This window comes from Alistipes sp. An66 (genome assembly GCF_002161445.1).
Taxonomy (GTDB): domain Bacteria; phylum Bacteroidota; class Bacteroidia; order Bacteroidales; family Rikenellaceae; genus Alistipes; species Alistipes cottocaccae.
On sequence record NZ_NFHT01000014.1, the window covers coordinates 32,982 to 47,543 of the forward strand.

8 protein-coding genes are annotated in these 14,562 nt (G+C 59.9%); 7 read left to right on the forward strand and 1 reads right to left on the reverse strand.

Annotated elements, in window-relative coordinates:
- Positions 1-205: 205 nt before the first annotated feature.
- Complete coding sequence (locus B5G16_RS09665; protein ID WP_087263539.1) at positions 206-1,102, forward strand: glycerophosphodiester phosphodiesterase family protein; 897 nt, start codon at positions 206-208, stop codon at positions 1,100-1,102.
- A 28-nt stretch (positions 1,103-1,130) separates the two neighbouring features.
- On the forward strand, positions 1,131-2,006 hold the full coding sequence (locus tag B5G16_RS09670) for an HAD-IIA family hydrolase (RefSeq protein WP_087263540.1): 876 nt from the start codon (positions 1,131-1,133) through the stop codon (positions 2,004-2,006).
- A 91-nt stretch (positions 2,007-2,097) separates the two neighbouring features.
- Here the strand turns inward: B5G16_RS09670 and B5G16_RS09675 are convergent, their stop codons facing one another.
- Positions 2,098-4,881, reverse strand: coding sequence for a helix-turn-helix and ligand-binding sensor domain-containing protein (locus tag B5G16_RS09675; protein ID WP_087263541.1), 2,784 nt, complete (start codon positions 4,879-4,881; stop codon positions 2,098-2,100).
- Positions 4,882-5,433: 552 nt separating this feature from the next.
- On the opposite strand from B5G16_RS09675, the gene B5G16_RS09680 reads away from it, so the two are divergent.
- Genes B5G16_RS09680 through B5G16_RS09700 form a run of 5 tightly spaced genes read left to right on the forward strand, consistent with a single transcriptional unit; the run spans position 5,434 to position 14,531 of the window.
- A complete protein-coding gene (locus tag B5G16_RS09680) occupies positions 5,434-8,484 on the forward strand; it encodes a SusC/RagA family TonB-linked outer membrane protein (RefSeq protein WP_087263542.1) in 3,051 nt (1,016 codons plus the stop codon).
- Positions 8,485-8,497: 13 nt separating this feature from the next.
- Positions 8,498-9,982: a RagB/SusD family nutrient uptake outer membrane protein gene (locus B5G16_RS09685; protein ID WP_087263543.1), complete on the forward strand. Its 1,485-nt coding sequence runs from the start codon at positions 8,498-8,500 to the stop codon at positions 9,980-9,982.
- Positions 9,983-9,999: 17 nt separating this feature from the next.
- The gene (locus tag B5G16_RS09690; RefSeq protein WP_087263544.1) at positions 10,000-11,625 is read left to right on the forward strand and encodes a glucoamylase family protein; all 1,626 of its coding nucleotides are present in this window, start codon (positions 10,000-10,002) and stop codon (positions 11,623-11,625) included.
- A gap of 24 nt (positions 11,626-11,649) precedes the next feature.
- Positions 11,650-13,311: a GH35 family beta-galactosidase gene (locus tag B5G16_RS09695; RefSeq protein WP_087263545.1), complete on the forward strand. Its 1,662-nt coding sequence runs from the start codon at positions 11,650-11,652 to the stop codon at positions 13,309-13,311.
- Between the two features lie 20 nt (positions 13,312-13,331).
- The gene (locus tag B5G16_RS09700; protein ID WP_087263546.1) at positions 13,332-14,531 is read left to right on the forward strand and encodes a BACON domain-containing protein; all 1,200 of its coding nucleotides are present in this window, start codon (positions 13,332-13,334) and stop codon (positions 14,529-14,531) included.
- The last annotated feature ends 31 nt before the right edge of the window (positions 14,532-14,562 follow it).

The following is a 14,562-nucleotide window of genomic DNA, read 5'->3' on the forward strand; positions in this document are numbered from 1 at the left end:
TGCTGATTTTCGATATTTTAGCTGTAATTTGCTGTTAGATAGCATGTTAATTAATATGAAACCTTTTTTTAGTGGATTTCGGGTCGAAATTTCACGGATTAAAAGTTGCTAAAAAGAAAAAATAAACATAAATTTGAGCGTCGAAACAAAAACAAAGGACACCGCAAGGCTCCATTTCACGAACGAACCCCAAAACAGTACCGACATGAACAAACCGCAACTTACGCTCTTCGCAATCCTGGCTTTGCTGGGCGTCTCCTGCTCGGAGGCTCCCGCCCCGACCGGGGCCCCGCACCATATCGACATCGAGACCCGCGCCGATCTCCACGCCTGGTTCCGCTATGCGCCGGACCGCCCGGTCGTCGTCAGCGGACACCGCGGCGGCATGGTTGCGGGCTATCCCGAGAACTGCATCGAGTCGTTCGGGAAGACCCTCACGATGATGCCTTCGTTTTTCGAGATCGACCCCCGGCTGACCCGCGACAGCGTCATCGTCCTGATGCACGACGCCACGATCGACCGCACGACCGACGGCAGCGGCCGCGTCTCGGACTACACGTGGGAGGAGCTGCGCCGGTTCCGGCTCAAAGACCGCGACGGCAAGGTCACGGAGTTCCGGATCCCCACTCTCGAAGAGGCCATCCAGTGGAGCCGCGGCAAGACGATCCTCAATCTCGACATCAAGGATGTTCCGTTGGAGTTCATGTCCGACTTCATCAACCGGCTCAATCCGCCCCATGTCATGTACACGGTCCACAACGCGCGTCAGGCGCGGCTGCTGCTCGACCGCGATCCGGACGCGATGTTCTCGGCCTGGTGCAAGAACCTCTCCGAGTACCGCGCCTATCGCGAAGCGGGCATCCCCGCCTCGCAGATGATGGCCTACGTCGGGCCGATGATGCTTGCGGACCGGCAGCCGCTCTACGACTCGCTCCACCGGCAGGGGATCATGTGCATGATCTCCGTGGCTCCGACCCACGACCGCCGGGCGACCGAGACCATGAAACAACACGGCTACGAGCTGGAAATCACCTCCGGATGCGACGTCATCGAGACCGATTACCCTTACCTGTTCCAGGACCTGGATCTGAACCGCCGATAACCCCGTCACACCCTTCATCCATCCGAAGATGACGCGCTTTCACCGTTATCGCTCCGTCTGGGAGCATGAAGAGCTGCTGCGACGCCTGTCGCAAATCCGCCACGTCGCCCTCGACATGGACGGCACGATCTACATGGGTTCGGTGTTGTTTCCCTGGACGCCGGGCTTTCTGTCGGGGCTCGGGCCGGCCGGAATCGGCCATTCGTTTCTGACGAACAACCCCTCGAAATCGATTGCCGACTACCTTCGCCGCCTTGCCGGCATGGGGATCCGGGCCACGCGCGAGGAGATGTACACCACGACGCTGGCGACGATCGACTACCTGCAAACCCATCTTCCGACGGCCCGGCGACTCTTCCTGCTCGGAACGCCGTCGATGGTCTCGGAGTTCGAGGCTGCGGGCTACACGCCGACCGCGGACTCGGCGGAGGATGTTCCGGATGCGGTGGTGGTCTCCTTCGACATGACGCTCGAATACGCACGGCTGTGCCGGGCGGCCTGGTGGGTGAAGCAGGGCCTCCCCTACCTGGCGACGAATCCCGACCGGGTATGCCCGACGGACCGTCCGACGGTTCTGGTCGACTGCGGGTCGATCTGCGCGGCCATCGAGCACGCCACGGGCCGCCGCCCCGACATCACGCTGGGAAAACCCGACCCGAACATGCTGTCGGGGATCCTGCAACGGCATTCGCTGCAACCCGGGGAGATTGCGATGGTCGGCGACCGCATCTATACGGATATCGAGATGGCGCATAATGCCGGGGCATTGGGTGTTCTGGTGCTGTCGGGCGAGACGACGCTCGACATGGCGGAGCAGGCTCCGCGCCAGCCGCAGTTGATCGTGGAGCATATCGGGGTTCTGGGCGAACTGCTCCGCGAGGCGCACGAAAAAGATCGGAACTGACCCGGATCATCAAGGGCGTCGGCGAGTGGCTGCCCTTGCGTAATGATGCCGGCCGGCGGGTATCGGATGTTTATTGTCGGGGGGGGGACGGTCAGATGGAGAATATGTAGGACATGAGGTTCTCTTCCCGTTCGATGTTGAGTTTCTTTTTCAGCCTGTATTTTTTCAGCTCCACGGAACGGGTTGCTATTCCCATGACGGCGGCGATCTCCTTCGTCGACAGGCTCGACCGGATCAGACAGCAGAGCCGGAGCTCCGAACGGGTCAGATCGCGGTGCGCGTTCTGCATTCTCAACATGAAATCGCGGTGTATCTCGACGAAATAATTCTCGAACGAAAGCAACTTGTCCGTCTCGGTCTCGCCGCTTTGGATCAATTTCACCAGCTTGAAGTAGAGTTTGTTGGGCCACCTCTCCCCCAACTCCTTCTTCTGGTGGTCGACCTCTTCGGAGATCGCGGCGAGGAGCTCCTGCTTCTGGGTGAGGAACCGCATGTTGTTTTTCAGTTCCCGTTCCTGGTCCTTCACCTTTTCGTTCAGATATTCGTAGGTCTTGCGGCGCAACTCCTCTTCGTGTCGGCGTTGCGACTGCTTCAACCTGTCCAGAAACTTCTCGTCGCGGCGTTTGACGACATAGTGCCCGATTCCAATCGTCAGAAACAGCCCGATGAGGATATATCCGGCAATGGCCCAGCCCCGTTTGTAGAAGGGTTGTTCGATGACCAGCGTAAAGTCCAGTACGCGCTCCTTGTCGTCCTTCACCGTCACGAGATAGGATCCCGACGGGAGCATGGGGAGGCGGATGATTCCGGATTTATCCCAGACGCTCCAACTGTCGTTCAGTTCTGCGATCCGATAGGAAAAGGAGGTGTCGAAGCCTGCGAGTCCCTCGGTCATGCGGATTTCGATGTTGCGGGCCGAGCCGGGCAGCACGAGTTCCCGCCCTTCGACCGGCGCATAGGCGATCCTTTTCCCGCTCCAATAGCGGCAGCTTTCGATCCGCGGCTCCGGATCGCGGAGCTCCGAGTTTCGCTTTCCGCTGTTGATGGCCACCGTACCCTGACACGTGGACACGAAGGTCAGCGAGTCGTTGATCTGCCGGAACTGGAAATGGCGGTCGTAGAGCAGCAGCGGATTGGCGATGAACGAATAGCGTTTCAGGAGTTCGATCCGGTTGTCGCCGATGCGGTACAGATAGAGTTCGTCCTTGGTCGAGATCCAGACGTTGTTTTTTGCCGTCGAGCAGGCGTTCTGCAAATCTTCCAGCTTGCGGATGCTTTGGCTGAACGCCTCTTTTTTGAGGAAGGTCTTTCGGTCGGGGTCGTAGACGTAGACGCCCCGCGGTGTGAAGAAACAGGCGGCACCCTCGATGTTCAGGATGCTGATCCGGTCGTAGTCGGCCCAACCGTCTATTTGTGTGAAGTTGTCGACGTGCTCCACGGCGGTCAGTTCCTGATTGATCCGCAGCCGGTAAATACCCTTCTGCGAATGTACGGCCCAGATCGTGTGAAGGTTTTCGGGAAGAATGTGCCTGTAATTCTCGGTTCCCAGCAGATAGGAGCGGAATTCCCAGGTCCCGGTCTCGAACTGCAATACCGAGATGCCGGAATACCCTCGCAGGAAGAGGAATTCCCGGCCCTTGTCGGCCACGTATTCGAATTGCCGGACACCGTTTATGTCGCCCATGGAGACGAACCGGTCCCGGGATTTGTCCAGTTTGTAGAGATTCGTCGTGGATCCGCACAGCAGTTCCTGCTTGATGTTGCAGAATTGCAGCGGATACCACGCGACGGGGAGTTGTTCCGAGCGGTCGCCGCGGATACGGAAGAGTCCGCGGTTCGTGGCCATGTAGATACAGTCGGCGTACTGCATGCCGTCGAAGAAGATGCCGGAGGAAGCGGACGAGCGCCATTCACAGACCTCGGGATTGATGAAGAGAGCCGAGATCCCGTTGTCCAGCGAGAGCCAGAGGTTGTCGGGTCCGTAGAAGCGGAGAGCGTGTACGTTCAGATCTTGCAGCCGAGACGTTGCGATTTGCCGGTATTCCGCCGAGGCGACGTCGACGAGGAATACGCCGTGTCCGATTGTTCCGACGGCCAGGGTCCGGTTCCGGTACATGCCGCCGCATTCGACCCGTACGGGGAGATGGTCGTCGGTTTCCAGCGAGCAGAACGGGCGGCAGCGCCCCTTTTCGATCCGGTAGATGCAGCCGTTGGAGAGCCCGCAGAGGTAGACCTCGTCGTCGAGGGCGAAGAGGAATTTCGCCTCCTGACCGTGCAGTACGGGGTCGTCGCAGAAGGGGTCGAGAGCTTCGTCTTTTCCGATCCGGAGGATCGAACCGTCTCGTTTCTGGGTGAAGATGGCCTCCGGAGTGGGGAACAGCCCCTTGTAGTGGTCGTTCCGGACGACGTATCGGAGTTGTCGGCCGTCGTAGCACAGGATGTTGGCGAAGGAGTGGAAATAGACCTTCCGGCCGTGCCGTGCGATGTTCCAGAAGGTTTCGCCCCGGACTCCGATTTCGTCGGCCTGCGGCAGCAGGGAGACGTATTCGTAATTGCCGGCGGCGCGTTGTTTCCAGAAGCCGATGTTGTTGTCTCCGGCGGTGTAGATCACGCTGTCGGCGCACAGTACGGCCCGTACCGTGGCCGTCGTGTCGGGTTCCATGAGCGTCCAGTTGTTGCCGTTGTACCGCAACAGCCCGGCGTTGTTTCCGCAGTAGAGGATCTCTTCGTCGGAGATGTCGAGTCCCCAGTTCTGAATTCCGCCGTAATAATCCGTGTAGTTGAAATTGGCCACATGGATCGGTATCGCCTCGGACGCCACGGACGCCGGGACCCAGCAAAGCATCGATATGAATATGGACAGACAGCGCTTCATGGTCTTTTTCCCGCGTTTTGTCCGATAAATTTACGAATAAATACCGAATGGACGCCTTCCGATGGCAGGAAATGTCGAAAAAATCGGATATTCGTTTCTTTGACAGCGCTCCCTGTCCGATTCTTCCGATTGTTGAGGATTGGTGGGATTAATCTGCTGACAACCAATGTGTTGGTTCGCGTTGATGTGGTTTTGAAACATCCGGTTGCGGTCTGTTTCCATTTCGTGAAGAATTTGTAGGATGCGAATTCTGCCGTTTTGACGCCAATCTTCTTAATTTTATGTCGGGATTCACGTCCGGGGTGAATTCCGATGCGTGCAGGATCGGTGCTTCGCCGTCGGGCGGTCCGGCCGGTCCGATCTCAAACCCAAACTCATGTGACCATGCAAAGACCTTTCCGACTACCCTACTGTTCCGCACGCGGCATCCGACGGGACGACGTGCGGAGCCAACCGCCGGACGGCGCGGTTCCGAATGACCTTTTCCCCGCTGCGTGGGGATGCTCTGCGAATCATGGAGCGGCCCGAAAACAAGAACAAAAGCTTCCGAACATGAAAACTCATACCCTGTTATTATTGCTTCTGCTTTTCAGCGGTCTCTGCACGCCGGGCCGGGCGCAGGATCCGGGCAGCATCCGGGGCAAGGTCCTGGACGAGGAGACGAAGATGCCGCTTGTCGGGGTTTCCGTCACGGTGCAGGGCACGACGCACGGCGTGTCGACCGATCCGGACGGCGGTTTTGTCCTGAACGGCATCCGGGTCGGCGACCGGTTGCAGTTCCAGTATGTCGGCATGCAGACGCAGACGGCGGAGCTCGCGGCCCGGGATTTCGGCCGGGAACTTGTCGTCGTCATGCGGAACGACACCTATCTTCTGGATCAGGTGGTGGTCACCGGTTACGGCACGGCGCGCAAGCGGGACCTGACCGGAGCGATCGTCTCGGTCTCCGGCGAGGAGGTGCGGAACGCCCCGACCAACAACGTCATGTCGTCGCTTCAAGGGAAGGTCCCGGGTCTCACCGTGATCAATTCCGGTGCTGCCGGGAGTAGCCCCGAGATCAAGATCCGCGGCGTGGGGACGCTGAATGCCGACAGCAGTCCGTTGTATGTCGTGGACGGGATGTTCGCGTCGGACATTTCGTTTTTGAGCAACAGCGACATCGAGCGCATCGAGGTGCTGAAAGATCCCTCGTCGCTGGCAATCTTCGGCGTGCAGGGAGCCAACGGCGTAGTGATCGTCACGACGCGGCGGGCCGATGCGGAGCAGCCGCGGGTCGCCTACGACGGATATGTGGGCGTGCAGACGGTCTGGAAGCGCGACCGGGTTCGGCTGACCGATGCGCGGGAGTTCACGATGCTCTACAACGAGATGTTGCAGAATCAGGATCCCAACGCCGCGTCGTGGGTTCCCGACATGCTCGGAACGGGGACCGACTGGCAGAGCAAGGTGCTTCGTGAGCGGGCCCTGATCACCAACCACAACGTTTCGGTGGCCATGTCGGGCAAGAAGAGCCAGTCCATGTTGTCGATGAGCTACTACAAGCAGGAGGGCGTATTGAAGTATAACGACTACCAGCGTTTCAACGTCCGCTTTGCGCAGGATTACGAGGTTACGAAGAACTTGAAACTCGGCGGCAATATCAATCTTTCGCGGATGGACAACACGCCGGCTTCGGCCGATATCCAGAATGCCGTGATGGCTGTTCCTACCTACGTACCCTATGCTCCGGAGGAGGATTGGGATGCGGAGAATCCGGGTTCCTACTACCATCCGTCGGCCGACATCCAGAGCAACGTCCCCAATCCGGTTGCCCGGATGGAGATCTACAAGGATACCGAGAAATACCGGGATTACCGGATGGTCGGGAACCTGTATGGAGAGTGGAATTTCCTGAACGATTTTACGTTCCGGGCGAGTGGCTACATGGACCTCGGGTTCTACCGCGGGCAGGTCTACACGCCCAGGTACGACGTGAACAACGAATCGAGCACCTCGTCGGACAAGAACGAGGTTACGGAATTCTACCGCAAGAGCGACGAAAGCCGGACGATGCAGGGTGATCTGCTGCTGACCTACCGGAAGACGCTGGATGACCATCGCCTTGAAGTCACGCTGGGCTATACGGCGCGGAGCAAGCAGTCGGAAGGTTTCAATGCGAAGGTCGATTCGCTGGCAAGCGGGATGAACGTCGTTCCGGAGGATCTCCAAATGCTCTCCATGGGATCCCGGAACCGGGTTTCGGCCGGTGACTGGTGGGAGGAGGAGGCCTTCATCTCCTATCTGGCGCGTGTGAGCTACGCCTTCAAGTCCCGGTATCTGCTCACGGCGACGTTCCGGGCCGACGGGTCGTCCAAGTTTGCGCCGTCGCACCGTTGGGGCTATTTCCCGTCGGTGGGCCTGGGCTGGGTGTTCAGCGACGAGAAGTTCATGGAGCCTCTGCGCGGCGTGGTCGACTTTGCGAAACTCCGCGTCAGCTGGGGCAGGCTGGGCAACGACAAGATCGGCAACTACCTGTATTATCCGACGATCAATCCGATGGGCCAGCAGGTCGTCATCAACGGCAAGGTGGTCTATATCCCGACGTTCGACTATGAGGTGGACGACAACATCCACTGGGAGGTCATGAGCGGCGTCGATATCGGTCTTTCGGCCTGCCTGTTCGATAACCGGCTGTCGCTGGAACTGGGCTGCTACGACAAGACCACGAACGACCTGCTGGCCTACGTCGAGCCTTCGACCTCGATCGGCGCGGGCTATGCGATCACCAACGCCGGGTCGATCAACAACCGCGGCTTCGAGTTCAGCCTCACGTGGAAGGACCGGATCGGGAGTCTGGATTACAGCATCGGCATCAACGGCACGACGTTGCGCAACCGGGTGACGGAGCTCGGGAACAACAATGCGGACATCATCTCGGACGACTACCACCGCACGGCGGTCGGCCACCCCGTCGGCTCCTATTACGGCTATGTCCAGGAGGGAATCTTCCAGACGCAGGCGGAGATCGACAACTACTGTACGATGAGCTGGACGGCCAAACCGGGCGACATCCGCTACAAGGATCTCAACGGCGACGGCCGGATCACGGATGCCGACCGCACCTTCATCGGCAATCCGCTGCCGACGTTCACCTACGGGTTCAACGTGTCGCTGAACTGGAAGGGGTTCGATTTCGGCGTGGATTTCAACGGTGTGAGCGGCAACGAGATTCTGGATCTGAAAAAGACGGTGTCGTGGACGAACGTGAACTTTTACGGGAAGACGCTCGGACGCTGGCATGGCCCGGGGACTTCGGACCGGGAGCCCGTTCTGGACAAGTCGCGTGGACACAACTACCTGTGTTCGACGAATCTGCTCGAAGACGGTTCGTATATCCGTCTGCGCACCATGACGCTGGGCTATACCCTGCCGCATTCGGTGACGCGGAAGATCGGGATCTCCCGTCTTCGGATCTATTTGAGCGGACAGAACCTGTGGACCTGGAAGCACACCTCGGGATATACGCCCGAGATTTACGGGAGCACGCTGGCCGGAGGCATGGATCAGGGCGACACCTATCCGATTCCGTCGACCTGCCAGCTGGGTCTGTCCATCAATTTCTAAAACTTTCGATACCATGAAACGTTTACGGATATTATTGGTTGTTTGTGCCGTGGCGGCCGCCTCATGCAGCGGCGATTTTCTCGATACGCGGCCGAAGGGCAAATATCACGAAGGGAACTACGATATGGAGCATGCGGAGGAGCTGCTGGTCGTGTCGAAGCTCTTCGACGGATACAATGCGTTCCGCGACCAGACGTGGCCCGTGACGGCGATGCACTGCCACACGTCGGACAATTCGCATCCCGGAGGACCGGCCGGGGACGGCGGGACGGATTTCTGCCAGTTCCCCACCCTGTCGTTCACACCGGCCAATTCGCACATCCTGTCCTATTACAGCGGACAGTATACGGCCATCACGAAGGCCAACGAGGCGCTGGACATGATCGCGGCGTTGTCGGAGGGCGGGGCTTCGGAGGCTGCGGTCAATCAGTTGACGGCCGAGGCCTGTTTCATTCGGGCGGCAGCCTACTTCCGGCTGACGCAGGCTTTCGGGGCGGTTCCTTACGTGGATCACGTCATGGACAAGGGAGACGAGGTGGCCGACCAGCTCTCCGCCTCCGAAATCCGGCGCCGCTACACGGAGCGTCTGGCGCCGCTGATCGGGTCGCTTCCGACCCGTCGGGAGATGGTAGCCTCGGGGAACCTGGGGCGTGCCACGCAGAATGCCGCCCGGGCGATCCTTGCGAAGACCAGCCTCTACGAGAAGGAGTACGGGACGTGCCTGCAATACGTCGAGACGATCATCGCCTCGGGGGACAACGACCTGACGACGCCCTACGGGGATATCTGGTTGGAGTCGAACGAATATGGCCCGGAGTCGGTCTGGGAGATCAATGCGGACTATGCTCCGGATCTGAATATCGACATGTGGTGCCAGTGGAACATGATGAACGGCATCCGAGGGTATCCGAATCTGGGCTGGGGGCACAACGCGCCGTCGGAAGACCTGATGGCGGACTATGAAACGGGAGATCCCCGTTACGAGGCGACAGTGCTGGAAGACGGCCAGAGCGTCGACGGCGAGGTGATCGTGGCGAGCGACTACCGCTATTTCAACCGGAAGGCCTACTGTCCGTTGAGCGAGCGTTCGCTGTACGGGCGTGCCGACTGGTGCTTCGGTTACTGGTCCAACCTGCGGATCATCCGCTATGCGGACGTCGTGCTGATGGGTGCCGAGGCGGCCTGCGAGAGCGGCAATCTGACGCGCGCCCGGGAGTTGCTCGAAATGGTCCGTTCGCGGGCCCGGGGCGACAATTCGCCGCTGACGTGCCTGCCGGAGATCAAGACGGAGCAGGTGGCGGAGCTTCGCGAAGCCATCCGGCATGAGCGCCGGATCGAACTGGCGCTGGAATTCGAGCGCTATTTCGACCTGGTCCGCTGGGGGATCGCCGCGGAGAAACTGCCGGATTTCGTGACGGGGAAACATGAGCTCTTCCCGCTTCCGCAGAGCGAGATCGACAAGGCAAACGGCAAACTGATACAAAATCCGGGATATTGACACGAAAACTTCAAAACATGATAAAGACGATGTTTCATTTGCTCGCCATCTGGTTCTCCGCCGCAGCTTTGCTGGGGTGCGTGGAGGACGAATCCACGACGGGCGATTCGTATGTGGAGAACGACAATACCTATGCTCCGGAGGTGATGCGCAACCTCATGAACGAGCACGAACAGAAGGTGATGGACTATTTCGTTTCGGGGTCGAATCCCGAGACGGGGATGGCCTACAACAGCTCGGCCAGCAAATCGACGCTGACGACGGGCGCGACGGGATTCGGGATCATGAGCCTGATTATCGGCGTCGAGCGGGGCTGGATCACCCGATCTGCGGCAGCGTCGCAGATCGTGCGGATCACGGAGTTTCTGAAAGAGGCCGATCGTTTTGCGGGAGCGTGGGCGCACTGGTACGATCCTTCGGGGAAGATTGTCCCGTTCGGGGATCAGAAAGCGGCCGGGGAGATCGTGGAGACGGCCTTCATGATGGGCGGTCTGCTGACGGCCAGCGAGTATTTCGACGGTGCGGATGCCGACGAGACGGCCATTCGGGAGGCAACCGGGTATTTCTGGCAGACGATCGAGTGGAACCGTTTCCTCAAAGACGGAACGCTCTACTGGATCTGGCATGCGGATGAGGACCGGCACGAATTGCCGCTTGTGGGCTGGAACGAGACGCTGCTGGTCTACATTCTGGGCATGGCGGCCCCGGAGGAGCACCGGATTCCGGCCGATGTCTACCGCAACTGCTGGCAGGGCTACGACTTCTCGCACCCGACGCGCGAGACCTACGGCTATTCGCTGCCGCTGGGTACCGACAAGGGCGGGCCGCTGTTCCTTTCGCAGTACTCGTTCCTGGGTCTGGATCCCCGGGAGATGCAGGACAGCCATTGCTACTATTGGGCGCAGAATCAGAACCACACGATGATCAACCGCCACTATTGCGTTTACGAGGCTCCCGCCGAATACGGCTATTCGGAATCCGCCTGGGGGCTGACGGCCTGCGGCGGTTGCGGGGAGCATCCGGATTACCGCTCGCGGGATCCGGAGAACGACGACGGGATCCTGGCCCCCACGGCGGCGATCAGCGCCTTCCCCTACACGCCGTTCTATTCGGCGCAGGTGCTGCTGAATCTGGAACGCAACTACGCCAAATTGAATGGCCGCTACGGGTTCTACGTCTCCTACTGCCCGTCGGACAAGTCGGTCAGCGGCGAATACCTGGCCATGGAGCACGCTCCGATGGCGATCATGATGGAGAACTACCGTTCGGGCCTGATCTGGAAGCTGCTCATGGGGAATTCCTGCGTACAGGAGGGGCTTCGCCAGGCGGGGATCACCGCGCCGACGAATCTGGAAGGGTTCTGCACGTCGGTGGTGAATACGGCCACGGGGGTCTGCGACCTGCTGCGTCATCCGGACCGCGGCGCCTATGAAATCGATCTCTTCACGTCGGAGCCGGGACGGGGGACGCTGACCCTGACAAGCACTAACGGCTCGGAGGCATACCGTACGGAGGTCACCCTCGCCGCGGGCCGCAACACCTTGTCGTTTTTCGACAGCGGGATCGTCCGCGGGAAGAGATACCGGCTGACCGTAACCGGCTCTGCGGGCAGGTCTCATGTCATCGACGTGGTTTTGAGATAACGAATCGGAAAACGGGAAAAACGTATGGAAAAGAGTTTGAAAACGGTTTTGTTATTGGTGTCGGCGCTTTGGATCCTGACGTTGGGAGCCCGCACGCCGTCGGAGCTGATCATCCACGAAGACGGAAGCAGCGAGCTGCTGGTGGACGGACGTCCCTTCATCATGCTGGCCGGGGAGGTGCACAATTCGTCGAACTCCACGCCCGGGTATATGAACACGCTGTGGCCCACGCTCCGGTCCCTGCATCTCAATACGGTTCTTGCGTCGATAGCCTGGGAGCAGTTCGAACCGCAGGAGGGCCTCTACGACTACACGCTTGTGGACAATCTGGTGACACAGGCCCGGGCCAACGGCTTGAAGGTCGTTGTTCTGTGGTTCGGCAGCTGGAAGAACGGAGAGTCGAGCTACGCCCCTGCCTGGGTGAAGCGGGATACGGAGCGTTTTGCCCGGGTGGAGACGGCCGACGGGCGACGGATCGAGACGCTCTCGCCGTTCTGCGAGGAGACCATGCTCGCCGATGCACGTGCGTATGGCGCCCTTGTGAAGCGCATCCGGGAGATCGACGCGGCCCACGGGACCGTCATCGCGCTCCAACCGGAGAACGAGGTCGGGATCTTTCAGGACCGGGACTATACGGCCCGCTCGTTGGCGGATTACGAGCGCCCTGTTCCGCGGGCGCTGCTGGCCTATCTGACGGAGCATCGGGCGTCGCTGCGTCCGGAGCTGCGCACGGTCTGGGAGGAGCACGGGGCGAAACGTTCGGGTTCGTGGCGCGAGGTCTTCGGCGACAACGTCTGGGGCCACAGCTTCCACCTGGCGTGGCAATATGCCACCTATATCGACTGCGTGGCGGCTGCCGGGAAGTCGGTCTATGCGCTGCCGACGTTCTGCAACTGCTGGATCGTGCAGCAGGCGGAGGATCTGCCGGGCGTCTATCCGAACGGCGGTCCCGTTTCGCGCGTGATGGACATCTGGAAGGCTGCGGCGCCGCATGTCGACGTGCTGGCCCCCGACATCTATCTTCCGAACTTCAAGGAGATCGTGGCGGACTACCACCGTGCGGACAATCCGCTGCTGATTCCCGAGTCGGTCATGAATCCGGCCCATGCCTTCTGGGCCTTCGGCGAGCACGATGCGCTGTGCTACTCTCCGTTCGGGATCGAGGATGGAGCGGGAAACCATCTTTTTGCCGAGTCCTACCGGGTTCTCGGGGAGCTTCTGCCGCTGATCGCGTCGCACCGGAACACCTCCGACATGATCGGAGTGATGAAGAGTCCCGGCGAACGGGAGCGCATCGTGGAGATGGGCGATTACCGGTTGAAGATCACCTACGATGCCGATGACGCCTACGGTTTGATCATCCGCACGTCGGCCGACGAATTCGTTGTTGCGGGGATCAACTTCAAGGTCTCGTTCACGGCGGTCGATCCTGCGAAAACGGGTTATATTCTTCAAGTTTTGGAGGGAGGGTTCCCGTCCGGCACGTGGGAGACGTGGCGGGTCCTGAACGGCGACGAGACCTTTCACCATTCCCTGCTCATCGCCCGGGGGCGCAGGCACCTCTCGAACGAACGGGTGAATGACTATTCGGCCCACCATTCGGACGAAGTGTTCGTCTATTCGCCGGAGTCCTACAAGGCGGTTTGGAGCCCCGGCATCTATCGGGTCACCACTTATTTACGTTAAACCAGACATATTCCAGAAAGATGAAATACACGTATCGAATTCTGTTTTTGTTCCTTTGCCTATGTCTCGGAGCCGCGTCCTGTCGGGACGACGGGAATGAGCCGGCCGCGGCGTCGTTGGAACTGGACTCGGATTATCTGTCATTCCCGGGTTACCGGAGCACGCTTGCCGTGAAGGTGGATGCGACACGCCGCTGGCGAGCTGTCCCCTCCGACTATTGGATTACGGTCGATCCGGACGGCTATCCGTCCGACGGGCAACACTTTGTCGCAAACGTGGCCGTGACCGTGAGCGACAATACGGGCGATGCGCCGCGCACGGGAAGCGTCACCTTCTACATCGGAGACGACGCCCTGGCGACACTGACCGTCGATCAGGAGATCCGGTCGGAAGAGGAGCTTCCGGACGAGGAGTCTCCGGTCACGTGGGCGAACCTGCAATGGACGGCCTCATTGATCGTTGCGGAAGGAACGGCCTTCGAAGCCGGATGCTGTGTCTTTGCCGACGGAATCACGAATACGATGGAGAGCACGACCGGCGAGGGGATCACCTGTGAGATCGGCTATTCGACGGAGGATTCGAAGCCCGACGGTGAGGAGTGGGTCTGGATTCCCTGTTGGTTCAACGGAGACTGGGGCAACAACTTCTACTATCAGGGCAAGATCGAGGGTCTCGGAGCCGGGATCTATTATTATACGTTCCGGATCCGTCAGGAGGAGGGTCCTTACGTCTACGCCGGGACGAACGGACTGTGGGACGGACAGGAGAATGTCAACGGCAGTTTCGAGGTTACGTCGGGCTCGGGCGGCGGAGACATCGATTACAGCCAGTACAGCATCTCCTGGGCGAACATCCAGTGGACCGTCGCAACGACGATCCATGCGGGAGAGCAGTTCGAGGCTGGTTCGAAGGTCAAGGTCGACGGACTCACGAATCGGGAGGAACCGAGTGCCGACGGCATGGGGATCGTCTGCGAGATCGGCTACGGCGGTACGTCCGATCCGACGGACGGCGCGTGGTTGTGGACGGAGTGTCCGTTCAATGCCGATTGGGGCGACGAGTTCTACTACCAGGGGCGGACACCGGCCATCGGGGACGCGGGCAGCTATTACTTTGCCTTCCGTTACAAACTCGGTCCCGACGGCACCTGGGTCTATGCCGGGAGCGACGGACTGTGGGACGGTACGGTCAATACGAGCGGGACATTTGTCGTAGAGTGACTGCCCCGCTGCGGCGAGACGAAGCACCCCG